This window comes from Flavilitoribacter nigricans DSM 23189 = NBRC 102662 (assembly GCF_002646595.1).
Taxonomy (GTDB): Bacteria; Bacteroidota; Bacteroidia; order Chitinophagales; family Saprospiraceae; genus Flavilitoribacter; species Flavilitoribacter nigricans.
This window is the reverse complement of the sequence record NZ_PDUD01000007.1, coordinates 1-24,306: the sequence shown is the minus strand read 5'-3', so window position 1 is coordinate 24,306 and position 24,306 is coordinate 1. Positions and strand designations below refer to the sequence as shown.

Genomic DNA, 24,306 nt, shown 5'->3' with positions numbered 1-24,306 from the left:
TCGTAGTGGTACCTCAATCCGACGGCCGGATCGAGTCAGCTTTCTAGCGAATCGAAAGCTAAAGACGCTCTTATCAACCGCAGCTGTGGTAGCCGTACAACATGATCCACAAATAAGGGTCTATTTCAACCGACAAGTGGAACGAAAAAAGGCTCCTGGATGGATTTACAATGCCGTCAAAAACAAGCTGATCCATCGCATATTTGCCGTAGTCAAAAGAGGTACACCATATATGGTAGTAGATCAACACTTAGCATAGATTTAGCTTCGCTCTGATCATCCCGACTGTTTCAATTTGTCTACTTGTCACTTTTGACAAGCATGGGAGACCTTTTTCACTCCCGTTCTTGATTTTAATATAGAATTCGATACTTGAATAGTAGAGCGTAGAGAAACTGTAACCGTTAAAATGAGCGATTTTGCTCCATTTTAACGATTGGTAATCCCTCTACCCGCTACCTAAGTTACATCGCAACTTAGATTAAATACTCGTTTTGTCAGTTCATCTTTTACCTTTACGGTATCATGAACCGAAACACCCGACCCGACCGCAATGTCGGTATAGATATCCTCCGTGGGGTATCCATACTGGCCGTTATCCTGCTGCACCTGAACTTACGGCTCGATTTCAAGCAAACGCTACTGGGAGCCGCTTTACCCCGCCAATGGTTCAGCCTGTTCTTTTGGAGTGGTTTCCACGGGGTGGCGCTGTTCTTCGTCATTTCCGGCTACCTCATTACCCACTCCGCGCTGAAAAAGTGGGGGAGTCTGCCGTCCGTCTCTCCCCGGCAATTTTACCTTTATCGTTTTGCCCGGATCATGCCGCTACTGGGGCTGCTGTTACTTGTATTGGCGGTGCTGCATCTGCTGCAGGTACCTAATTTCCGAATTAACCCCGAAAAGGTAAGCCTGGGTCGGGCCGTTTTCGCAGCATTGACCTTTCATTTCAACTGGCTGGAAATCCAGGTCGGTTATCTACCGGGCAACTGGGATGTGCTGTGGTCCCTGTCCATCGAGGAGACCTTTTATCTGTTCTTCCCCCTGGTTTGCCTGCTGGCCCGTAAGGAATGGCATTTTGTCGCGATCGTTTCGGTCTTCTTTCTGATCTCACCCTGGGCGCGCACGGCCCTGTACCCGGATAATGAACTGGGAGACCGCAACCATCTGGCTTATATCGATGCCATCGCTATGGGGTGTTTGGCCGCCCTGGTAGCCCGCCGCATCACGATCCCGCAAAAATGGCTCAATACCCTGATGGTGATCGGGTGGGGGCTGTTGATCTTTGTTTTCTTTTTCAAACGGACTGTTTTCCAGTTGGGCCTGACTAAAAACGGGCTTTACATCACGCTACTGGCACTGGGCGGCGCGTTGGTCCTGCTCTGGATGCACCATCGGCATGCGGACGGAAAACAAAAAAGGCTCCCGGGTTTAAACTGGCTGGCCCATCTTGGGCAGTACAGCTACGAGATCTACCTGACCCACATGTTCGTGGTTGTGTTGATCACTTACGTCTATCAGCGTTTCGAGGTTACCGGATCGGGTATTTACCTGTTGTTCCTGGTGGGGATCGGCCTGAGCTACCTGCTTGGCTCCCTGGTGGCAAACTACTTTAGTGACCCGGTCAATAGTCGATTGCGAAAAAAGTGGATTAGCCGCGAACGGACCGGGGAAGCTGAACCTTCATCAAAAACAAACGACAGCTTACAGACCTGACTTTCCATAGATAGATGTCGGTTCCACCTACATAGGCACCACGTCCGACTTTTGACCATACTTACCTAATGGCCAATAGCGCAAGACTGCAATATTTCCAATCGCTGGGTAAATATCCTGGATGGTCTTTTCCCGGTTTTTACAGCCTACATTTTTAGTTAATCCTTCATTTTCGGCAAGAAAGGAACCTCTGTCCAAGTGCCGGGAACTTTTGTCCATTCATTTCGGAAGGGCAGGCCTGCATCTTTGTACCATCAATTCAATCAAAACTTTTTAATCACCCAAAGACAAACTTTGGATAAAAAAACAAGATCATGTCTGACCACAAAATTCAGGTTCCTACTCCCGAACAGGTAGATGCAAAAGCACAAACCATTTTTGACCAGTTGAAAAAACAACTGGGCGTTGTCCCTAATCTATACGCAACCATCGGCTATTCTTCCGATACCCTGGAAAACTTTCTGGGCTTCAGTGGCAAAGCGGGTAAAGGCAGTTTCACCGGTAAAGAGATCGAAGCCATCAAACTGGCCGTATCGGAAGCCAATGCCTGCCAGTACTGCCTGGCGGCCCATACGGCACTGGGCAAAATGGCCGGTTTTACCGAAAATGAAACGCTCGAACTGAGAGCCGGTACCATCGCCGATGCCCGCCTGCAGGCCCTTACCCGCCTCGCCGGGAATATCGCCCGCAACCACGGCAAAGCCGATCAGGAACTGAAAGACCAGTTCTTTGCCCAGGGTTTTGACGAAAAAGCGCTCATTGATCTGATCGCCACCGTGACGGCAGTCACTTTTACCAATTACGTGCATGGTACTACTCAGGTGCCGATCGACTTCCCGCGTGCGAAAGCACTGGAAGCCGTCGCCGCCTAAATTGACTGTCCGGGCAGTGGGCGATCCGTACGGATTACCGGCTGCCCGGCTGATTTAGCAGTAAAGTTTATTTAGCTTTGCGGCAAAATTTGCATCATCAACAAACATTTTTAATACATGGCTTACGACCTGACCACCTTTCACGCCGGTAATATGGCCTTTGACGTGAAGATCGATAAACACACGACCCGCATCGATACCGTAGCGCCGGATGGCGACGACACGGGCCCTTCTCCCAAGAAGTTACTACTGGGCACCCTGGCGGCCTGTACCGGCATGGATGTAGCGGGCCTGCTGACCAAAATGCGTGTGGAATTTTCGGATTTCAGTATCCAGACCAAGGCGGATCTGACCATCGATCATCCGAAGGTATTCACGAAAGTTGAACTTATCTATCGGATCAAAGTAGCGGAAAAGCATCAGAAAAAAGTGGAAAAGGCCGTAAAAATGTCGAAAGATACTTACTGCGGTATTTCGGCCATGCTGGCAAAGAACAGCCCGATCAATTTCCGGATCGAATATCTGTAGCGGTACCTGTTAAAAGATACCGATGTGGAGAAAAACTGATCTGCAGGATCCCCGGGATTCTGCAGGGCAGTTATACCTGATCCGGACTGCGGTAGGCCATTAAATCTCCGATCATGAACTACCCTCAACTGGCTTTTACCAAAGAAATTAAGGCGCTACAGGAACAACACGGCAGCCGACTCGCATACGAACGGCGCGAAAAACACCTGGTTCGGGATGGCCTGACGGAAAATGAGATCCGGTTCATTAGTGAGCGGGATAGCTTTTACCTGGCGTCCTACGGGGAGAATGACTTCCCTTACATCCAGCACCGGGGTGGACCCAAAGGCTTCCTGCAGGTGATCGATGAACGGACGTTGGGTTTCGTTGACTTCACCGGCAACAAACAATATATTTCGGTGGGTAATATCAGTACGCACCCGAATGTATCCCTCATACTGGTGTCTTATCCGGAACGAGCTAGATTGAAATTGTACGCTAAAGCCCGGATCGTGGCCCCGGAGACGGCCCCGGAACTGTTTCAGCAACTCGACCCGGCAGACTACCCACACCTGCCCGAACGCATCATTCTGCTGGATATTCAGGCCTACGACTGGAATTGCCCCCAGCACATCACTCCCCGCTTTACCGCGGAGGAGGTTGAAACAGCGATGGCCAGCCAACGAACCTATATCGAACAACTGGAAGCAGAGATTAAGCGTATGAAGGCTAAGTAGGTGCCCGGCTTGTAACTGCACGCATCAACAGACGGTACACCGGGAGCTGTTGAAACGTGCTAACGTGCTAAGGTGGAAACGTGGAAATGTGTTAAGGTTTAAAGACAAAGGGGGGCACTATTCTGAGAAGTTCCAGAGCTTCAGAACCTAACCCCATCTCGTTTCCACCTTAGCACTTTCGAACCTTCGAACGTTTCCACATTCACAAATTTCCACGTTCACACATTTAATCTTATTCAAAAAATGGCATCCCCTGCGTCGCATATTTCCGCATGCCCTCCTCGTTGATCTCCACCCCGATACCCGGTTTTTCCGACAGCGTAATGAAGCCGTCTTCAATCTTCGGTCCGTCGTATGTGACGATCTCATCGAACATGGGGTTGTTATGGAAATAGATCTGCCATTCCAGGATCATAAAGTTCGGGACGGAAGCACACACGTGGCAGGCGGCCATTGCACCCAGGTAAGAAGCAACCATGTGGGGGGCAAAGGGCACGTAATAGAGGTTGGACAGGTTGGCGATCCGTTGTCCTTCGCCCAAGCCGCCCACTTTTTGCAGATCGGGCATGATGATGTCCACGGCGCCCATTTCCAGCATTTTGCGGAATCCGTGGGCCAGATAAATATTCTCACCCGCACAGATCGGCGTGCTGGTCGAATCGGTGATCTTTTTGTAGGCGTCGATGTTCTCCGCGGGGATGGGTTCTTCCAGCCACATGAGGTTCAGCGGTTCCAATAATTGGGCAACCCGTTCGCCGGTGGTCGTATCGTAGCGTCCGTGCATATCGGCGCAGATGTCGACGTTGGGACCGACGGCTTCCCGGGCGGCAGCAATCTGATTGTACATCCGTTCCAGTTCCATCGGGCTGGCCGTCCAGTTGTAGCGGTCGTATTTATTGGGATCGTTGGCCTGATCCAGATCAAATTTGATGGCGGTAAAGCCCATTTCCTTGGCCTGCCGGGCATTTTCGGCAAAATCTTCCGGGGTCGGCAGCCGGCTCTGGTAGAGGGCGGTATCGCAGTACACCCGGATCTTATCCCGGAATTTACCACCCAGCAACTGATAGACCGGCAGATCCAGCGCTTTTCCGGTCAGGTCCCAAAGAGCGGATTCCACGGCGGACAGTACGGCGATATACATGCCGGCCTGGGCACCGCCGAACACACCGGCCCGCCGGATGTCTTCGAACAGGCGGTGGACGTTCAGGGGATTTTTATCCCGCAACATGCGTTCGAACCGTTTGACCAGATGGTAAGTGCCCGGTGTGGCATCCACGCCTTCGCCGCAGCCCCAGACCTCCTGGTTGGTATAGATCTTTACGAAAAGTCCGCTGCCGCCCCGGATAAAACCGCATTTGACTTCGGTGATCTTCAGGTCGGAAGGGGAGGAGCGGAGCGAGGTTTTCTCCACGGCGGCCTGCAAACTATATCCAAAGGGGGCAGCGGCCGCCATAGCCGTTGCGATCGCCCCTTTTTTGAAAAAACTTCTTCGATTGTTGGTGCTCATCTTGCTTTAGTTGTCTTTTGATATGGAACTGGTTCTAGGATAGATCTTCGGAAGATCACCAGGTGCGCTTCTCCAGATAGGCCTGGACTTGCTCCTTGGGTACCGGCAACTCGTCGATATGATCATTCAGCCACTGGGAGAAATCCTTTTCGATCTCGTCCGACCAGCGGGTGTCGATCTGTCCGGCGGTGTATTTCTGCTCGCGTAATCGCTGGTGGCCGAACATATCCCGTAGCCGAACGATCTCAGAGGTCGTGACCACTTTTTCGGCCAGATGCGGCGGGATAAAGATCACGCCGCCATCCCGGCCCAGCACCACGTCACCCGGCATGACCATGACGTTGCCGATCCGGGTGGGGGTATTGATGCCGACCAGCGTGGTATTGAGACGCCCCCTTACATCCGGGCTATTCAGGTGGTGAGACGGATGGTAGGAGCGGAAAAAAGAGGTGAAACCGCCGATCTCTTTCAAGCCGTCGATATCCCGGATCGCTCCGTTGTAGACGATACCGTTGCCGGATTTTGCGTAGATGGAATTGCCGAGGTTATCGCCGATGGTCGGCCCGTCTACGTGGGCACCGAACTGGTCGGCGACGTATACATCCCCGGGAATGAGCAGGTCGATCGGCCAGGAATTCTGGGATTTGATCCGGCCGTCCTCTTCGTGTCCTTTTTTGTCGATCACGCGGTGCACATCCGGTCGTCCGGGCATGAAGGTGGCGGTGAGCGCCCGCCCGACCAGCACGCTGTCCGGGTTGATGGTCATCCAGCCTTCTTCGTACTGGTTGGTGAAATTATCACCGCGCAGCACCGCCCAGGCTTCTTCCAGCGTGACGAGTTTCATGCGCTCCAATACATCGTCCGGCACTTTGGGTCGTCCGTCCGGATACCGTTCCCCTTCCCATTCGGGAGTGAGGAAAATGAGATCGGCTTTGGTAATTTGCTGACCGGTAAGCAGGTAGTGGGTAAACAGAAGCAGGGCAATGAAAAACAGGTGTCTTTTCATGGCAGTTGTTGGTTTTTCGTGAATGTTTAATTGCCTGATCGTTGGGGCAATATAGCTCAAGATAAAAATTAGCTGGAATTTATGCAATCGATTTCGGAGATGGGTGGATTTCCACGAACGGGGCAGGATGCACGGCGGAGAATTTCCCGTAATGGAACCAAATTGGCCGTTGGTCGAGTTTTACCTTTGGAATATAGGCAGGTGGTTGTAAATTTAAAGAACTGTTTTCCCCAGCAAACTAACGTAAATAAAATGATGACAAAACGCCTTCTCCCAGCCCTGTTAATTGCCTTTTTTTATCTCGCCTGTGGTGATCTTACCAGCGACGTTTCGGGCAAACTCTATAAGCTTCCTACCGAAGAAATGATCCTGCTGATCCGCAACCAGGAACTACCGTCCCTGGAAGGATTGATCATCAAAGATAAATACGGCAACCAGATCAGTACCGATTCCCTGATGGCGCTTCAGGACGCTGATGAGTACATTCCCGACCTGTATGTCGACGCAGAAGGGACCATTGTGGAATTTCGCCTTCGTCCCATGACCCCGGAGGATAAGCAGCTGATGAACGATATCCATAAATACGGACGTTCTTCCGAGATCCGAGTCGTAGATGTAGACTGTACCCGGCAGCGCGCTCTGCTGGAACTGGTTGAAAAAAGGAACCGGGAAGTGCGCACCCACGGTATTACCAGTGATCTCCAGGCCAACCGGGATAACCTGGAAATGGTGATCAGCATTATCGAGCACTGTGGAATGCCTACCCTGGAAGAAGTGGACAGCGTGCACATGGCGACCGTCTGGACGATCTTTCAGCAGGCCGCCAGCCAGAAATACCGCAAGAAATATTTCAAATATCTCAAATCTGCCGCCGAGCGCGGGGATCTCGACCCCATTGAGGTCGCCAAGCTGGAAGACCGGATACTGGTGGCCGACGGGCAGCCTCAGCGCTATGGAACCTATCTGATCGATGAAAATAGCGATACACCCTGGGCATTGTACAAACTGGAGGCTCCCGAGCAGGTGGATGCTCGTCGGGCGAAAGTAGGACTGGGACCGCTCAGTGAGGAACTGGAACCCTACGGGATCAGTTTTACCGTGCCCCAGATCCAGTAGGGCACGGGAACTTTTCGGCGCGGATACTTGTAACTTTTCAAAATCAAGATCCATGGAACAAGTCGAACCCATCTTCGTGCTGGATCGGATCCGGTTACTACACCTGAAACTGCTGGAATTACTCCGTTCTCTCGACGATGCCGGGTGGCAAAAACCGACCATTGCGGGGCATTGGCGGGTCAGAGATATTGCCGCGCATCTGTTGGATGGCCAATTGCGCAGCGTCTCCATGCTGCGGGACGGGTATTTTGGAGAATCGCCCGGAACAATCCATTCTTATCGGGATCTGGTGGATTTTTTGAATCGACTAAACGCCGAATGGATCTCGGCGACCCGCAGACTGAGCCCCCCGGTGCTGATCCATCTGCTGGAAGGGAGTGGGCCGCAGTACATTGACCTGCTGGCCGGTCTGGATCCTTTTGCTCCTGCTACTTTTTCCGTGGCCTGGGCCGGTGAATCGACTTCGCCAAACTGGTTCCACATCGCCCGGGAATACACCGAACAGTGGCACCACCAGCAACAGATTCGGCTGGCGGTGGGCCGGGAAGAAGCATTGTACGAAGAAGTCTTTTACCGTCCTTATCTGGATATTTCCATGCGGGCATTGCCGCATCATTACCGGGAGGTCGAAGTTAAAGAGGGAAAGGTGGTGCAGTTTATCGTCACGGGGGACGGCGGGGGAAGCTGGTGGCTGGTTCGGCGAGCGAATAGCTGGCAACTTACTTCCGAAAAATTACCGGACCCGGCCTGTATCGTCCGGATCCCGGAGCGCATCGCCTGGCGACTGTTCACCAAAGGTATCGACCGGCAGACGGCCCTTGATGCTTCCCAGATTAGCGGAGACCAGAGCATCGGTGAACCAATATTCAATATGCTGGCCGTGATGGCCTGAAACGTAGCTATTATGTTTTGGCATCCCTCAATCCCATCACGTACCCGTAAGGCCTGAGGTCCGGAATGTGATCAAAAATGGTTTTGATGATCGCCGTGATCGGCACGGCCAGAACGGTACCGCCGACACCCCAGACCAGGCTGAAGGCAATGACGCAGATGAACGTGAAAAATGGATTGAGACTTACTTCCGAACCGACGATCCAGGGAGTCAGGACGTAGTTTTCCAGTAGTTGTACTACCGTCATGGTGCCGATGATCCCGAAAATGATCGTACTGCCTCCGCCGGTCGCCAGACCGATGAATAAGGCGAGCAATCCGCCGATAATATTACCCATGTAGGGAATAAAAGTGAGCAATCCTGCCAACAGTCCGACGGGTATGGCGTATTGCAGCCCAAAGATTGAAAACCCGATAGCGTACAACACGCCCTGGATACCCACGAGCATTAGGCGACCCACAAAAAAACTGGAAACTATATCTTCGGCTTCGTTTAAAACAGACTGGGTCTCATCTTTCTTTCCGCCGGGCGCGATCTTCATGGCAAACTGGTGGAGTCGCTCACTGGCCAGCATTAGAAAGACCATATATACGATGGCCAGTAGGCCGTGCAGAAGTGTATTCAAAAAGGAACCCAAATAACTTTGGATCCAACTCATGTATTGCTTTTTCTGGTTGGCCAGGTTCTCTTTGATCTGTTGCACCTGTTCTGCCGATACGATCCCGATATTGGCAATAGCCCAATCCTCCAGATCTTCCCCGGATTGGTTGAGTTCTTCTTTGATCTTGGGCCAGTCCTCGGCCAGAGAATTTCCCTGCCAGGCGATCAGTCCGAAAAAGATACCGATCACGGCCAGTACGGTCAGCAGACAGATCATCACCGCTCCGGTTTTGGGAATGCCTTTTTTTTGCAACCAATTTTCCATTGGGGTGAATAACATGGCGAAAAATCCACCGAATGCCAGTGGTAACAGAAAATTACGACCGTAGTAGAGAATGATGACGGTGCCGATAATTAAGAAGATAAGTAAGGCTGTTTTAGTAAGTGTTTTCAATAGCCAAGGGTTTCGGTTCGATATAATTTTAGGAAAACTTTGTAGCTCTGAAACCCAGGCTTAGGATGGAATGTTCGGTATGGTAAAGGATGATATCTCTCTTACATTTTAGAAAAAAACTAATCCATTTATGCACCAAAAGCAAGTTGTTAATCCTCCGGATCTTTTCAAATCTACCGAATATGGTTTTTCTCAGATCGTGATCACCCCTCCCGGTCGGCTGGTATTTATCTCCGGCCAGGTAGCCTGGAATGAAAAGGAAGTTATCATTGGCAAAGATGATCTGGAAGTGCAGACCCGGGAATCCATCGAAAACCTGGAAAGGGCCCTGCATGCAGTCGGTGGTACGCTGGAAAACATTGTTATGCTACGGATCTATAAGGTGAATTATGTGCAGGGGGACGGACCGGTGATCGGGAAAGTACTGCGGGAAAAATTCGGTACCAGCACCCCCCCGGCGAGTACCTGGCTGAGCGTGAACGGCCTGGCCAATCCGGATTTCATGATCGAAATTGAAGCCCAGGCCGTGATCACCTGACCTTTTTGCCGGAGACCCACACCTTGATGTGGCCCGCCAGTTCGATGGCTGTTTCGCGGTAGATCCCGACTTCGCCGTCGATCTGCATCGGCAGGTCCGGGCCGCTCAGTTCGATATGGTCCGAAGTCAGATAGGGGAGCACCGGTTTCTTTTTTCGGTTATTACGGGCCAGGCCCAGGCGAATGAGGTCCGCGACGTGATTGATGAAAGTGATACTGAGGGCCGGTTCTTCGGGATTGATCTTATTGATACGGCTCCCGCCCAGATAGTAGGGCATATTGCTGATGATCATGCCGGCCTTGCCCTTGAGATCGTGGGGCTTCCCATCGATCAGCAGGGTAGAGGAAGAACGCACAAAATAGTCCATGTGCTGGATACTGGCCAGGGTGAAACCGATCTTGCGCAGAGCGAGATTGCCGGGAAAGAGGGTACGGAATCCTTCTACTTCGGCCAGCATCTTGGCATCCATACCCCAGCTCAGATAATTGACGAAATATTGGTCGCCATAACGCCAGATGGGGATAGAAATAGCGCGGGGAAAGCGCTTTTCCCAATCGGCCGCCGTTTTGGGGAATTGTTTGAATTTTTTAATCCGCAAGCTGCGGGCGAGATCATTGCCGGTGCCGATCGGAAACATATACAGACTCACCTCCTGAGCCAGACCCAGGCGGAAAAGTCCCCCGATGACCAGGGAAAAGGTGCCGTCCCCACCGGCTACGACCAAACGGTCGCCGGGAGAGACATGCTTTCGGAGTTGTTCTAAAATTCGCGGTGGATCGATGCTTACGGTAGTTCCGGCTATCCGGCCGGCCAGCAATTTCAATCCCAATCCGCTTCCCGACTTGGGGTTGATAAAGTAGATCATATGTTAAAAGCGGGTGGATTAGCGGCGGTAGATAAGCTGATTTTTGTTTTATCTACCGCCATTCCTGATTATCCCATTCCAAAACCGTGGGTTCGGGGGCAGAAGTTCGCTATTCTTTCAAAAGGGGGTCTTCCCGGATCTCCAGGCTACCCAGATAGGTCTGATCACCGACCGTCAATTTCAGCTGGTAGATACCGGGGCCAGCTTCCGGAAGTCGGAGGTCCTCATCCAGCGGATATTCCAGATAACTGCTGTAGAGGTAATTCACCGCTTCCCGGGCTTCTTCGGCATTGTCTGCGTTCTGATAGCGCGTTTGGGCGCGTCGGACGTAGGTGTTGCCCGGGTACTGTTCTTCCAGTTTCCGGAACAGCTCACTGATGCGTTCCTGTTGTGCACTGGAATAAGGCTGGGGCTCAAAACTCAGGTCCCATTGGTAGCGGTGGATACCCGGAATGCTCTCCAGTTTAACCTTGTGGTGGTGCTTACCGTACAGATCGCTGATCTCGAGCTGAACGTCCTGCGACGCTTCGGTCCCCAGATAATAAGTGATCAGGGCGGTATTGCGAAAACGGGCTCTTGCCTTGCTGGAGGTCAGTTCAATGGAGGGCGGGTTATCTCCGGCGAACCAGAAATGCCCCCGTTGCCCGCCGCGACTGACATTTTCCCAGAGGGTTGCCGGTTTCTGGTCGAACAGGTGAGCGTCCGCTTCCATTACTTCCGGCCGCATTTGCTGCAGCGCGCTGATATCGTCCATGATCCAGATGCTCCGGCCGTGGGTGCCGGCGATCAGGTCGTGATCCCGGGCGTGGATCTTGAGGTCATAAATGGAAACGGTAGGCAGGCCGGGCATAAATCGCTCCCAGTGCCCTCCCCGGTCAATACTGAACCAGATACCCGTTTCGGTACCAATGAATAAAAGATCGGGATTCTCCAGATCTTCCCGGATCACCCGAACGACCTCCGTTTCGGGAAGGTTATTGCTGATATTCTGCCAGCTGGCTCCGTAATCCGCCGTACGGAAAACCCAGGGATGAAAGTGATCGCTCCGGTGACCGTCGAAAGTCACGTAGGCCACCGCCGGGTCGGTGTGCGAGGCCTCGATGCGGCTCACCCAGATCTCCGCGGGTACGTCGGGGATATTGGTACGAACGTTGGTCCAGCTTTCACCGTCATTTTGGGTTACATGCACCTGACCGTCATCCGTTCCTACCCATACAACCGGCGCTTTCACCAGAGAAATGGAGATCGTACTGATGCTACAGTGCGTCTCTGCCCCCGTATTGTCCGGGGTGACCCCACCGCTTTTTCCCTGAAGTCTTTTTTCCGGATGATTGGTGCTCAGATCCGGACTGATCACTTTCCAGCTTTGTCCACGGTCTCCCGAGCGGTAGAGGTAATTCCCCCCGCCGTACAGAACATTGGCATCGTGGGGAGAGAGCACCAGCGGCGCCGACCAGTTGAAGCGGATCGCGCTTTCGTCGGCAGGATCCACTCCCGGTGGATTGAGGGTATTCAGGGGCGTGGGACTGATCCCGTCGATGCGGTGGGTGAGCGGATCGTACTGCAGAAAACTACCGTTTTCCGTGGAGGAATAGACCTTTCTCCAATCGTCGGGATCCACCCAGATGAACTGGCCGTCACCCCAGTGGAGCTTCCAGTTGGAATCGCTGAGGATCCCGCGGGCATCCCGTGAGAAACTGGCCGTTGCGTAGGTGCCGTTATCCTGCAGACCACCGTAAACGTAGTAAGGATCCCGCATGTCGTAACCGATCCGGTAAAATTGCCCGATGGGCAGATTATCGATGAGGGTGAAATGCGTTCCGTGATCGTGGGTAATGGACAGTCCCTTGTCGGCGCCGAGGTAATAGCGATCCGGATAGTTGGGATCGGGCCAGAGGGCGTGAAAATCTCCGTGTACCTCCTGGTCTTCGCTGCCATTTCGGAGCGTTTTACCGCCGTCATCGGAAACCATGAAGCTGGTGGTCAGCAAATATACCCGCTGATCATTCCGGGGATTGATCCGCACCTGGCTGTAGTAAAAAGGCCGGTTGTTGTAGGTGTTGACGTATTGCCAGCTCTGGCCACCGTTTTCCGTACGGTAAAGTCCGCTGCCCGGCTGGTTCAGATCCGTTGACCGCTCGGCTTCCACCAGGGCCATCAATATCTTGGGGTTCTGGGGGTATATGGCTAATCCGATCCGGCCGGTAGGGCCTGCGGGCAGTCCCGTGCTTAGCTTTTTCCAGCTTTTGCCGTTATCGGTGCTTTTGTAAATGCCGCCCTGCTCTCCGCCACTGTAGAAGGTCCAGGGCTGGCGATAGCGGTGGTACATAGCGGCGTAGAGGATCTTCGGATTCTTGGGGTCGCGCACGAGGTCCGTACAGCCCGTTTTTCCGTCGTCGGGCAGGCCGCCGGCCAGTTTTTTCCAGCTTTTACCGCCGTCGGTAGTCTGAAAAATGCCCCGCTCTCCCTCGTATCCCCAGAGGTGTCCGGTGGCACAGACACATACTTCTTCCGCCTGTTTCGGGTGCGTAACTACCCGGGCTATGGCCTGGGTATTGGCCAGACCGAGATGGCGGAAATTCTGCCCGCCGTCATCGGAGCGATACACGCCGTTACCCCAGGACGTACTGTTGCGGTTATTGGCCTCACCGGTGCCGACCCAGATGGTCTGGGTGCCGTTTGGTCCCAGGGCAATATCGCCGATGGAGGCCGTTTCGTAACGGTCGAAGATCGGGGTCCAGCTGGTGCCGGCATTGTCCGACTTCCAGACGCCGCCCGAGCCGGTGGCGATCACTACTTTGGTGAAATCGTTGGGATCGGCCTCAATATCCACGATGCGGCCGCCCTGATTGGCGGGACCGATATTTCGCCATTCAAAGGCAGAGGACAGTTGTCCGGGAGTGGGTTGAGCGATCAGAGAAGAGGTCAGTAAAAAAAGGATGAGCAGATGGAAGATGCTTTTCATTCTTATGGCTTAAGTCGTAAAGGAAAATCGACTTAAATGTAAGAATAGTCCGCCAGTCTTAAAACCATTAGGGAAAGTCTTTGTCGGGCAATTCTGCTGCCGGTTCGCATTCTTCCTTACGGCCAATAAAAAACGGCCGCCCCCAAAGGCAGCCGTTCAATATATAGCAGGTAAATAATGGATATACTATTTCTCTGGGCAATTGCCGTACGATCCGGATGCAGCCATGATGCCAATGCACCGACGTACCGGCAATTACCGCGGCTGCGAATTACCCTTCTACCGTAATGGTATGTACGGGGCGATTCGTTTCCGGATTCTTGGGAAGGATCACCTTCAGGACACCGTCATTATAGGTGGCGGAGATCTCTTCTACCAGCGCCTTGTTATTCAGGCGGAAAGACCGCCGAAAACTTGCCTGGGTATACGCTTCTTCGGTGAAATCCGTAACGATCTCATCCTGGTCCCAGGAATCTTTCGGAGCTTTGTACAGAATGAACAACTCATCGTTCTTCACCTGCAGATTCAGTCCTTCTTTGTCCATTCCGGGTACGAAAAGCAGGATCTCGAAATGATCTTCTTTCTCCGAAATATTGGCCGGTGGCCGGTTAAAATGTTGGTTAAAGTGGCGTTTCCAGTGGGCATGGCGATGCCGGGCCCGACGCGCGTGGGCATGTCTATGACACATAGTAAATTGAATTTTAAATTGGAAAATTAGTGGCTCCGCATTAGGTCGCGGAGCAGATTAAAATGTTTGGGTGCCGGAGGATTAGCAGCGGATCAGTAATCCGAAGGAACGATCCCATCTTCGTCGTAGCGATCCTGGCCCTGCGGGCCGAACGGATGATGATGGCGCTGATGGTGGTGATTTCTGCGGTGGCAACCGTAGCTGTAACCATACCTGGCTCTCCGGTAGCCGCTGACCAGCCGGAAGGCTAACCCCAGCAGTAGGGCGAAAAGCAGGAAGCGAAAGAAGAAGGGCGCAAAAAGGATCAGCCCTACCGCAAACAATCCTACTCCTAAAAATCTGAACGGATACATATCTTTTGAATTTGGTTTTGGCAAAATTGCGCTTTCATTTCGGTAGACGAACGGGGTGATCTTTTACTTTAATTTTTTTCGACTTTTTTAAAATTATTTGAAGATCAAAGGATTGGGATAGTATCTACAGGCTATTCGCAGCGTTTATCCCGCCACCTTTTCCACTTCTCCTTCATTTCGGCCCGTTCCTCCGGGCTCATGCTGCTCCATTTTTCCCGCCAGTAATTTCTTCTGGAATGGGAACCTCCTCCTCCCGGAGGCGGACCGAACGGACCACCCTTACGAAAATTGCCGAAGAGGATCCGGCAGAGCAACAGCAGACCTACAGCCTGCCAGTAGGTGATCGGATTTACCGCAACCAGGTCGGGTAAAATGGCGTTCCACAACAACATGACTACTGCACCCATGAGTAACAAAAAGGTGAGTGCGATCAGTGGGAAAAAAATAAAACGTCCCCGCTTCTTGAATCGATGTTTGCGTGACATAGGTCTATATTTTTACTAGTCCAGATACTCTTGATAAATGACCGCCAGCCGGTTGCGCAGGTGTTTTACCGCGTAACCCTTACGGGAGATCAGGGTTTTGATATTCTCACCGGTCTCTTCGGCGATCTGCTGAAAGGTAATTCCTTCCAGTTCGTTCTTTACGAATATATCGCGTTGGTTTTCCGGCAGCTCGTTAAGGGCTTCTTCCAACTGCTCCCAAAACAATTGCCGCATGAAGGCCAGTTCGGGATCATCGTCATCCGCCATTAAAAAATCCAGGAACAGGGCATCTCCATCTTCGTCCTCAAAATTAAGGTCTTCGATCGAAGACTCCCGGCGCTTGCGGTAGCGATCGGTAATTTTATTGCGGGCTACTCTGTGCAGCCACCCGCTTACCTGATTGATCACTTCCGTTTCGGCGGTATTGCTAAACTGATACCAAACATCCTGCAGAATGTCTTCTGCATCTTCGTCCGTGCTTACCCGGCTACGGATAAACCGAAACAGTCGCTGACTGTATTCCCGAACGGTCTGAATGATATTGGGTCTGTTTTCTTGCACCTGCCTGATTTATTCATTCCTGTAGACGAACGAGGATTTAAATTACTTTAAAGCAATCGAACTTTTCGACTATTTTTTTGAAATGAGGCCCGGAAGAAGTGTGAAATTCCAGTTAAAACAGGAGCACCGGACCACTTTTGGGAGTTGTAACTGTTTTATAAATAAAGATTTACACGAAGTGTAAGTCAGATCTAAAAAACTCCATACAACCAGATACAATGAAAAATATAAAAGCAATAATGTCTACTCTGACGCTTGCCCTGATGGTCTTGCTGTCGGCCTGTGGTACTACCTACGATACCGCCAGTGATAATAATGAGCAGGACCCCTACGACGGAAAACGCGTGGTAGAGATCCAGAATCCTCTGACCCTCGCTGATTTCCTGATGCGTGCGCCGGGCGTACTGGTGCAAAACGGTGAAGTAAGTATTCGCGGCGGCGGCCCACCTTTATTCATTCTCGACGGAGTGCCGATGGGTAATGGTTACGCCAGCGCGGCCAGCGCCATCAACCCCCTGGATATCGAATCCGTAGAAGTGGTGAGCGGACCGGAAACGGCCTTTTACGGCCGCCGGGGTATGAATGGTGTGATCATTATTAAGACGAAGACTTCTTAAGTTGGATGTGGTTTGGGGGATGGTGGGGGGATTGGGTAAAGGATCAATGATATTCCACCCCCTAAATCCCCCGCCAGTCGGGGGACAGTCCTCTGCGAATTTTTTGTCATTGAGATAGAAAGTGCTCTTTTTTGGCATTAGTTCATTGGTTGATACGATTACTCTGCAAAGGATTTTAAGACCCTCAATTACCTGCTTTCCTCAAGGCCCTTAACCGTCAACCCTCGACCGTCGACCCTCAACCGTCGAACTGATCTTTTGGGAATGTATAGGATCTGGATATTCCACCCCCTAAATCCCCCGCCAGTCGGGGGACAGTCCTCTGCTAATTTTTTGTTATTGAGATAGTGGGTTGCTCTTTTGGGTATTAGTTCACCGGTCGATACAATCATTCTGCAAAATATATTAAGATCCTCAACCACCTGCTTTCCTCAATGCCCCTAACCGTCGACCGTCGACCGTCCACCCTCGACCATCAACCTCCTCCCCCCAAAAAAGAAATCAACACCCCCGCTGCCACCGCCGAACCGATCACACCGGAAATATTACTCGACATCGCATACTGCAGAATGTGGTTGCGCGGATCGTATTTCAGGGCGATCTCGTTCGCTACCCGGGAAGCCATTGGCACCGCGCTCAGGCCCGTGGCCCCGATCAGCGGATTGATCTTCTTGCGGGCAAACAGGTTGTAGATCTTCACGGCAACAATTCCTCCCAGAATTGAAATGGCGAAGGCGAGAAAACCGGCCAGAACAATTTTTAGTGTGTCTCCGTTCAGGAAGGTCGGTGCGGTCATAGTCGCTCCGACGGTCAGCCCCAGGAATATGGTGGCCGTATTCATGATGGTTTCCGAAGCAGCCTTAAATAGCCGGTTGGTTTCCTGGCCGATCTCTTTGATCAGATTACCGAACAGCAGTAATCCGACTAGCGGTACCGAAGAAGGCACCAGTAAGGCTACGATGGTGGCCAGCACGATCGGAAAGATGATCTTTACCGCCCGCAAATTTTTGATCTCCACTTTTTCCGGGAATTCGCGATCCTGCTCCCGCATATTGATCTTCAGTTCTTTTTTACTGACGGTATACCGAACCACGAGGGGAATGATCACCGGGACCAGCGCCATATAGGAATAGGCGGCGATAGCGATCGGTCCCAGCAGATGGGGCGCCAGTTTAATGGCGGTATAGATGGCGGTTGGGCCGTCCGCCCCGCCAATGATACCCAGTGCCCCGGCTTCCTGGAGGTTGAAACCCAGAAAAAGCGCTGAGAACAAGACCGTGAAAATCCCGATCTGGGCCGCAGCGCCGAAAAGCGCCAGCCGAAGGTTCCGTAGCATGGGGCCAAAATCCGTCATAGCGCCCACGCCGAGAAATATGAGCGGTGGCAGTAGACCGGTTTTGATCAGGGCGTAATACAACATATTCATGATGCCGAATTCGGCGGCGATCTCCGTTAGCGCCATGTGGGCGATCTCCGGGTGATCGGTCGTTGGTACTACCGCCATGTTCCCGCCGGGGAAATTGGCCAGCAGCACCCCAAAACCGATCGGTACCAAGAGCAGTGGTTCGTATTTTTTTCCGATCCCCAGATAGAGCAAGGTGAATCCCAGGATCAGCATGAGGATAGAGCCGGGTTGCCGTACGATCTCCCCAAATGCCGTCATTTCGTACAGCTTGAGCAGTATTTCATTCATAATCTATACTTTTAGCTGATCCGAAAAATGACGTCATCTTCTTCGATATCGGTACCGTGTTGGGCGACGACTTCCACCACCTTCCCGCTTTTGTCGGCGGTTACGGCATTGATCACTTTCATCGATTCGATATAGGCGATCGTATCTCCTTCCCGAACCTGATCTCCTACCTTGACGGCCTTTTCACCGGAATCTTTGGTCAGAAAGAATTTTCCTTCCAGGGGCGCGGTGATCTCCCGGTGGTTCGCAGGAGACTCTGCCGGCGGTGGGGTAGTGGCGGCGGTGCTGTTGTCGTCCGCTGTCGTTTCCGCGCCTTGTTCGTCGTAGGCTACTTTGACGCGGTACTTTACGCCATCCACATCAATGGTCATCTGGCGGGGGGCGGCCGGAGCGGGAGTAGCCGCGCTGGCCGGTGGTGCTTGCTCCGGAGCTGATTTTGCCGCTTTGCGCTCTTCCAGGTCTTTCCGGAATCTTTGCTTTGCTTCGCCGGATTTGTATGCTTCGTACTGGGAGGGGTGAAGGGCGTATTCCAGCAATTCTTCGTCGTCCTGACCGCGGTCCCATCCTTTTTCCTGCATCTTCTCGGCAAAGCTGTCCAGCGCATCGGGATACAGATCCTGCGGGTTGCCGGTATAGAACTCCCGGTCCTGGGCTTTTGCGAGCGCAAGTATCTCATCGCCCAGTTCGCCGGGAAGCCGGCCGGATTTGCCGAGGATCATATTCCAGGTATTCTCATCGATCATGCTCCAGCGGTCTTTTCCTTTGATGAGTTGGATGGCATTCATCAGTGAAACATTTTTGACGTACTGGCTGAAGGGCGTTACCAGGGGCGGATAACCCAGTCGGGGCCAGGCGTATTCCACCTCTTCGAAGAGTTTGAGCAGCAGGTCTTCCTGTTTCATCGGGGGCCGGTTGCGTTTTTCCAGCCAGCGATTCAGGCTGCTCAGATTTTTTTCGAGATCGGCCATCAGACTGCCCATCATTCCGCCGGGCAATCCCGGACCGATCAGCAGCGAATTTAGAAAGCGGTTTTGAGGATTGATGTAATAGCCCAGGAAATCATCGATAAATTCCTGACTCAGGCTCCGGGCCTGCATATATGCCTTGGTATTGATATCGGGCAAGCTGAATCCGGCGTCTTTCAGCATGGCGTGGATGGTGAGCAGATCGGCGTGTCCGGTACCCCAGGATAGGGGTTCCATCCCCACATCGATAATATCCGCACCGTTGCGGGCTGCTTCCAGTGAAGAGGCCACCGAGAAGCCGGGCGTAGAATGACCGTGGTACTGAACGAGCACCTCCGGATGACGTTCCTTGATCCCTTTGATCATTTTGCCGATGGATACCGGCCGGCCGATACCGGCCATATCCTTGATACAGATCTCCTCAGCTCCCAACGCTATGTACTGATCGGCCAGTTGAATATAGTATTCGACCGTATGGACGGGAGAATGGGTAATGGATAAAGCACCCTGGGCGATCATACCGCCCTCCTTGGCGTAACGAAAGGAAAGGGCGAGATTTTGCGGATTGTTCAGACCGTCGAACGAGCGGGCGATATCCGTACCCTGAAGTTTCTTCACTTTGAACATCAGCCGGCGTACATCGGCCGGTACGGGGCTCATGCGGAGCGCATTGAGGCCGCGTTCGAGCATCTGCGTCTGAATTCCGGCATCATTAAAAGGCTGGGTCCATTTGCGGACCGCTACATTCGGGTTCTCTCCGAACAGGAGGTTAATCTGTTCGAAACCGCCGCCGTTGGTTTCCACCCGGGCGAAACATCCCATTTCCACAATGGGTTCAGCAACGCGTACTAACTGGTCTACGCGCGGCATGTATTTCCCGGAGGACTGCCACATGTCGCGGTAGACGAGGCATAATTTGATGTCTTTGGTCATGGTTGGTTTTATTTTTGGTGTCAGGTGTCAGGTGTCAGGTGTCAGGTGTCAGGTGTCAGGTGTCAGGTGTCAGGTGTCAGGTGTCGGGTGTCGGGTTTATTGTTCTATCCATTCGATGGATTCGATGCGGCCTTTCCCCTGTGTGATGGTGTCGACGGCGGCAATAATTGCGGGGAGATGGTGGTGTTGGGCTTCGCCGAGTTGAGCTTCCCGCCGGTGGTGGTCGGCCAGGTGCCGGGCTTCTTCCCGGCTGACGGTGCGGTTGACCATCCAGATCACCAGTTTACCGGTGTAGATGACCAGGGTGAGCACTACGAAAACGGTGAGCATTCCGATCAGGAAAACGCTTAGAGCTGTTTGCAGGTCTGCATTCATAATGTTAGTCTTACCTGGGATTGGCCGGGACAGCGAAGGATAAAAAATAACCTAAACAGCAGTAGGCGGGCACTGCTGCTACCGGCCGGGGAGATGTTCTGATCCGTGCTTATCTCCGGCGCAATCCGTATTAGTCTTAAAACCCGGACGGTGCCTGATCCCGCTTTGCCGGCAATCATTTTCCGCCCATGAACACAAATGTAATGATAATCGTTTCAAATGGAAACCGATGAAAAACTATCTTTGTGCCTCGTTAATAAAACTATGTAAATGAAGAAAACACTCAAGGTGTTTAAATTCGGTGGCGCTTCTCTAAAAGATGCCGACCGGATCCGTAACGTTGCCGAAATACTAAAGACATTCGAACAAGATCAGATCCTCATCGTTGTTTCCGCCATGGGAAAGGTGACGGATGGTATGGAAAAAGTAGTGGAAGCCCACAATGCGCAAACGGGAGAGGCCACTGCGCTGCTGGAAGCGGTCAAACAACAACATTACCAGATCTGCGCCGAGCTGCTGGGAACCGAGCACGAAGTCTACGACCTTATTAACGATACTTTTGTGGAAGTGGAATGGGTGCTGGACGAAGAACCGCACGACAACTACGACTATATGTACGATCAGATCGTGTCGGTGGGAGAACTGGTCTCTTCCCGGATCGTACACGCCTATCTCAACAGCATCGGTCTGGCCACTCAGTGGCTCGATGCCCGCGATATCATTCAAACGGACAATATCTTCCGGGAAGGCTGGGTGCAATGGGAAGCTACCCAGGAACGGGCCGATCGGATCGTGAAGCCGATGTTGGAAGCCCCCGGCTTTTTGATCACCCAGGGTTTTATCGGTAGCACTTCCGAAAACTTCACCACTACGCTGGGACGGGAAGGATCCGATTACACCGCTGCTATATTCTCTTTCTGCCTCGATGCGGAAAGCATGACGATCTGGAAAGATGTGCCGGGTGTACTGACTGCCGACCCCCGCGTCTTTGAGAACGTCACCAAACTGGATCGCCTTTCTTATAAGGAGGCCATCGAGATGACTTATTACGGGGCTAAAGTGATCCACCCGAAAACGATCAAGCCCATTCAGAATAAAAACATTCCGCTCTACGTCAAGTCTTTTCTGGAACCGGCCGGGGAGGGAACCTATATTTCCGACGAAGTGGATGATGCCTATCCGCCAATGGTCGCCATTGAACAGGATCAGGCGCTGCTCCAGATCTCCACGCGCGACTTCTCTTTTGTCGCCGAACACCACATCAGTCACATCTTTAATCTCGTAGCGGAGTTTCGCCTGCAGGTCAATATGATGCAAAACACGGCCATCAGCTTCGTATTGTGTATGAACGATATCGACGATAAGGTGGATCGTTTTGCGGCGAGGCTACAGGATCAGTTCAAGGTACTGATCGATCGCGATCTGGAATTGATCACCGTTCGTCATTATCAGAAACCGATCCTGGATAGATTGCGGGAAGGAAAAATGGTGTTGCTGGAAGAGCGGATCCGGAAGACGGTTCAGATGGTGGTGAAGACGGTGCCGGTGATGCGGCGGAAGTAGGTTTTTTGGGGTTGATGGTCGACGGTTGATGGTTGACGGTAGAAGGTCGATGGTTGACGGTGTTGGATAGGATAGAGCCCGCTTTCACTTCGTATTTGCCTCTTCTTGTGTCCGCACACTTTTAATGGTTGACCGGTGGCCTGTTTATCCGTTTTTTATTCAAATATCTATTACCAAATTAGCAGGGAGAGGAGGAAAATTTTTCTAATCGATGGCAATCCGAATGGCGGTTTTTCCACTGGAAACTTTTATTTTAAAATTGAAAAAAAGCCACAACTTTTTTGAGAAAGGCCGATTTTGGACTGAATCTCCAACTTTTCCAACTTAATTTGGAAAAAAAATGCCGATTTAATTTGATCCTAAACGATTATATGTTTTTTTTGCTTAAAGTTTTTTTCCATCCTTAACCTCTTTTTCAGGGATTGATAAAAAACGATGAGTTTCTTTTCAGATATTTTAGCAAACGCTATCCATCTTTTTGACCTAATTTTCGGGTAGCGATTTTAAGTGTAAGACGACCCAACAGTTGATGTTTTTTTTGACTGTTTTTAGGACTTTGATCGAGTCCGGAAAATTGCTGGCGATTCTGGCAACTTTCATAACCTAATTCTTTAACCTAATTTTAACAAATTGTAATCTTATGAGGAAAAGAAATTTTACTTCTATTCCGTCTAATTTGATGAGAGCATTTGGCCTGATGCTGTTATCAGTCTGTTGGATGGGCTTACAGACTGCTTCTGCCCAGGATTGTGGCGAGGTAGTTTGCGAAGGCCAACTCAACGTAAACCTACAGGACGATTGTTCTGCAGTTCTTACCCTGGCTAGTGCCGCTCCCGGTTTTGACTGTGCTGCAACTGTAGTAGTTGAGGACGGTGAAGGTGCCGACAACGTAATCCAAGGTTGTGGTACCTACAAATTTGTCGTTACAGCGGATAACGATCCCAACAACAACTGCTGGGGTTATATCACTGCTGAAGACAAGCAACCTCCCGTTTTGGAAACCTGCCCGGATGATGTTCGCGGCTGGAATACCTACAACTACGGTTTCCAAGAATTCGTTTGCAATGACATCGATAAGCTGTTGCTGGATGGTCCTGCTACTTATAAGCTGGACGCGGATGGTAACCTGATCGAAGGTTCTATTTCTTCCAAGCACGCCAAGTGGCTGTTCAAGCATGTTACTGGTTACGCTACTTTCACTGACAACTGCGGTGACATCACGGTAACGGTAACTGACGAAGTAGTTTACGGCTACGACCCGGACTGTGACGACGTTACTATCCGTCGTAAGTTCACGGCTGTTGACGCTTGTAAAGCACTGCAGTCTCCGGACGTATGCTACCAGGACATCTACATCACCAAGCCTTCTCTGGAAGATGTATACTGCCCGAAAGATGCTGAGCTGTCTTGCGAAGACGACATCAAACTGGACGCTAAAGGTAACCCTCATCCCGATGAGACCGGCTATCCTTGGTTGTACCAGGCTTTTGACGTTGACTACGTGAAAGGCGAAGATGACTGGGAAGACTACGAGCACAAAGCTTACCTGAACGGAATTTTCTGTAACCTCGGTGCTTCTTACACCGATGGTGAGCGTATCGTAGTTTGCGAAGGAACTTACAAGATCGTTCGTACCTGGGAAATCCTTGACTGGTGTACTAAAGAAGTATACGAGTGCAAGCAAACCATCAAAGTAGGTGACTACGAAGCTCCCGAAGTAGCTTGCGAAGACGTTGACTACGACAACGACGGTCACAAAGACCTGCGTACGTACTCTACCGGTCCTTACGACTGTACTGCTGCTTTCCACGTACCGATGCCGGCTGTGGAAGACAACTGCTCTAGCTGGGAAGTACTGACTGAGATTGTTGGTTTCTCTACTGACGGTCCTGTTGTTGCTACTATCGCTCCTGGTGCATCTCGCTATGTATCCGGTATTCCTCTGGGTTGCCACTTCATCAAGTACACTGTGACTGATGCTTGCGGTAACAAAGAAGTGATCTTCTGTGCCTTCCAGGTAGAAGATCTGGTTGAGCCGATCGCAGTATGCGACGACGATCTGAACGTATCTATCGGTGGCCAGGGACTGGCTCGCGTATACGCTGACGACATCGACGAAGGAAGCTCTGACAATTGCGGACCGATCCGCATCGAAGTACGCCGCCGCGTACTGATCGAAGACTACGAGTGCCTCGATATGTTTGACTACGACGGTGACGGAGAAGTTATCGATGATGAACTGCAATTGAGCGTTCAGTTCGGTGATCCGGACGGAGACGGTGTTGGCCAGGAATTCTACTA

General features: G+C 51.7%; 21 protein-coding genes and 1 pseudogene. 10 read left to right on the top strand and 12 right to left on the bottom strand.

What is annotated here, in order from left to right; translation table 11 throughout:
• The first annotated feature begins 525 nt into the window (after window positions 1–525).
• The 4 genes from CRP01_RS04955 (at window position 526) to CRP01_RS04940 (ending at window position 3,829) form a co-directional block, all read left to right on the top strand.
• Complete coding sequence (locus tag CRP01_RS04955; protein ID WP_099148904.1) at window positions 526–1,713, top strand: acyltransferase family protein; 1,188 nt, start codon at window positions 526–528, stop codon at window positions 1,711–1,713.
• A 314-nt stretch (window positions 1,714–2,027) separates the two neighbouring features.
• A complete protein-coding gene (locus CRP01_RS04950; protein ID WP_099148903.1) occupies window positions 2,028–2,585 on the top strand; it encodes a carboxymuconolactone decarboxylase family protein in 558 nt (185 codons plus the stop codon).
• A gap of 117 nt (window positions 2,586–2,702) precedes the next feature.
• The gene (locus CRP01_RS04945) at window positions 2,703–3,113 is read left to right on the top strand and encodes an OsmC family protein (RefSeq protein WP_099148902.1); all 411 of its coding nucleotides are present in this window, start codon (window positions 2,703–2,705) and stop codon (window positions 3,111–3,113) included.
• A gap of 113 nt (window positions 3,114–3,226) precedes the next feature.
• Complete coding sequence (locus CRP01_RS04940) at window positions 3,227–3,829, top strand: pyridoxamine 5'-phosphate oxidase family protein (protein WP_099148901.1); 603 nt, start codon at window positions 3,227–3,229, stop codon at window positions 3,827–3,829.
• Between the two features lie 232 nt (window positions 3,830–4,061).
• Here the strand turns inward: CRP01_RS04940 and CRP01_RS04935 are convergent, their stop codons facing one another.
• Together CRP01_RS04935 and CRP01_RS04930 are read right to left on the bottom strand one after the other, a co-directional pair.
• Window positions 4,062–5,336, bottom strand: coding sequence for a mandelate racemase/muconate lactonizing enzyme family protein (locus CRP01_RS04935; protein ID WP_099148900.1), 1,275 nt, complete (start codon window positions 5,334–5,336; stop codon window positions 4,062–4,064).
• A gap of 55 nt (window positions 5,337–5,391) precedes the next feature.
• Window positions 5,392–6,342 (bottom strand): RraA family protein, encoded by a 951-nt coding sequence (locus CRP01_RS04930; RefSeq protein ID WP_099148899.1) that lies wholly within the window; start codon window positions 6,340–6,342, stop codon window positions 5,392–5,394.
• A gap of 252 nt (window positions 6,343–6,594) precedes the next feature.
• On the opposite strand from CRP01_RS04930, the gene CRP01_RS04925 reads away from it, so the two are divergent.
• Together CRP01_RS04925 and CRP01_RS04920 are read left to right on the top strand one after the other, a co-directional pair.
• Window positions 6,595–7,458, top strand: a complete 864-nt coding sequence (locus tag CRP01_RS04925) for a DUF6624 domain-containing protein (protein ID WP_099148898.1) — start codon at window positions 6,595–6,597, stop codon at window positions 7,456–7,458.
• A 52-nt stretch (window positions 7,459–7,510) separates the two neighbouring features.
• Window positions 7,511–8,350 carry a maleylpyruvate isomerase N-terminal domain-containing protein gene (locus CRP01_RS04920; protein WP_099148897.1) on the top strand — a complete coding sequence of 280 codons (840 nt, stop codon included), beginning with the start codon at window positions 7,511–7,513 and terminating at the stop codon, window positions 8,348–8,350.
• Window positions 8,351–8,360: 10 nt separating this feature from the next.
• Here CRP01_RS04920 and CRP01_RS04915 read toward each other — a convergent pair whose 3' ends face one another.
• Window positions 8,361–9,404, bottom strand: coding sequence for an AI-2E family transporter (locus CRP01_RS04915; RefSeq protein ID WP_170110230.1), 1,044 nt, complete (start codon window positions 9,402–9,404; stop codon window positions 8,361–8,363).
• A gap of 130 nt (window positions 9,405–9,534) precedes the next feature.
• Between CRP01_RS04915 and CRP01_RS04910 the strand changes: the two genes are divergently transcribed.
• Entirely contained in the window at window positions 9,535–9,942 is a 408-nt protein-coding gene (locus CRP01_RS04910) for a RidA family protein (protein WP_099148895.1), read from the top strand.
• Here CRP01_RS04910 and CRP01_RS04905 read toward each other — a convergent pair.
• The 6 genes from CRP01_RS04905 to CRP01_RS04880 all read right to left on the bottom strand — a co-directional run bounded on the left by CRP01_RS04905 (window position 9,935) and on the right by CRP01_RS04880 (window position 15,859).
• On the bottom strand, window positions 9,935–10,807 hold the full coding sequence (locus tag CRP01_RS04905; RefSeq protein WP_099148894.1) for a diacylglycerol/lipid kinase family protein: 873 nt from the start codon (window positions 10,805–10,807) through the stop codon (window positions 9,935–9,937). The two genes, CRP01_RS04910 and CRP01_RS04905, sit on opposite strands and share 8 nt — an antisense overlap.
• 109 nt (window positions 10,808–10,916) lie before the next feature.
• Window positions 10,917–13,772, bottom strand: coding sequence for a sialidase family protein (locus tag CRP01_RS04900; RefSeq protein WP_099148893.1), 2,856 nt, complete (start codon window positions 13,770–13,772; stop codon window positions 10,917–10,919).
• 271 nt (window positions 13,773–14,043) lie between these two features.
• Window positions 14,044–14,460, bottom strand: a complete 417-nt coding sequence (locus CRP01_RS04895; protein ID WP_099148892.1) for an Hsp20/alpha crystallin family protein — start codon at window positions 14,458–14,460, stop codon at window positions 14,044–14,046.
• A 92-nt stretch (window positions 14,461–14,552) separates the two neighbouring features.
• A complete protein-coding gene (locus CRP01_RS04890; protein WP_099148891.1) occupies window positions 14,553–14,813 on the bottom strand; it encodes a hypothetical protein in 261 nt (86 codons plus the stop codon).
• 131 nt (window positions 14,814–14,944) lie between these two features.
• Window positions 14,945–15,298 carry a hypothetical protein gene (locus tag CRP01_RS04885; protein ID WP_099148890.1) on the bottom strand — a complete coding sequence of 118 codons (354 nt, stop codon included), beginning with the start codon at window positions 15,296–15,298 and terminating at the stop codon, window positions 14,945–14,947.
• A gap of 15 nt (window positions 15,299–15,313) precedes the next feature.
• Window positions 15,314–15,859 carry an RNA polymerase sigma factor gene (locus CRP01_RS04880; RefSeq protein WP_099148889.1) on the bottom strand — a complete coding sequence of 182 codons (546 nt, stop codon included), beginning with the start codon at window positions 15,857–15,859 and terminating at the stop codon, window positions 15,314–15,316.
• A gap of 218 nt (window positions 15,860–16,077) precedes the next feature.
• Between CRP01_RS04880 and CRP01_RS04875 the strand changes: the two genes are divergently transcribed.
• Window positions 16,078–16,476 carry a TonB-dependent receptor plug domain-containing protein gene (locus CRP01_RS04875; RefSeq protein ID WP_099148888.1) on the top strand — a complete coding sequence of 133 codons (399 nt, stop codon included), beginning with the start codon at window positions 16,078–16,080 and terminating at the stop codon, window positions 16,474–16,476.
• Window positions 16,477–16,951: 475 nt separating this feature from the next.
• On the opposite strand, the gene CRP01_RS04870 is transcribed toward CRP01_RS04875, so the two are convergent.
• The 3 genes from CRP01_RS04870 to CRP01_RS04860 all read right to left on the bottom strand — a co-directional run bounded on the left by CRP01_RS04870 (window position 16,952) and on the right by CRP01_RS04860 (window position 20,442).
• On the bottom strand, window positions 16,952–18,169 hold the full coding sequence (locus CRP01_RS04870) for a sodium ion-translocating decarboxylase subunit beta (protein ID WP_099148887.1): 1,218 nt from the start codon (window positions 18,167–18,169) through the stop codon (window positions 16,952–16,954).
• Window positions 18,170–18,180: 11 nt separating this feature from the next.
• Entirely contained in the window at window positions 18,181–20,067 is a 1,887-nt protein-coding gene (locus CRP01_RS04865) for a biotin/lipoyl-containing protein (protein ID WP_099148886.1), read from the bottom strand.
• 96 nt (window positions 20,068–20,163) lie between these two features.
• Window positions 20,164–20,442 carry an OadG family protein gene (locus tag CRP01_RS04860; protein WP_099148885.1) on the bottom strand — a complete coding sequence of 93 codons (279 nt, stop codon included), beginning with the start codon at window positions 20,440–20,442 and terminating at the stop codon, window positions 20,164–20,166.
• A 270-nt stretch (window positions 20,443–20,712) separates the two neighbouring features.
• Between CRP01_RS04860 and CRP01_RS04855 the strand changes: the two genes are divergently transcribed.
• Both CRP01_RS04855 and CRP01_RS04850 read left to right on the top strand, forming a co-directional pair.
• Window positions 20,713–22,005: an aspartate kinase gene (locus CRP01_RS04855; RefSeq protein WP_099148884.1), complete on the top strand. Its 1,293-nt coding sequence runs from the start codon at window positions 20,713–20,715 to the stop codon at window positions 22,003–22,005.
• A 640-nt stretch (window positions 22,006–22,645) separates the two neighbouring features.
• Window positions 22,646–24,306: pseudogene (locus CRP01_RS04850) on the top strand (hypothetical protein); the annotation flags it as partial.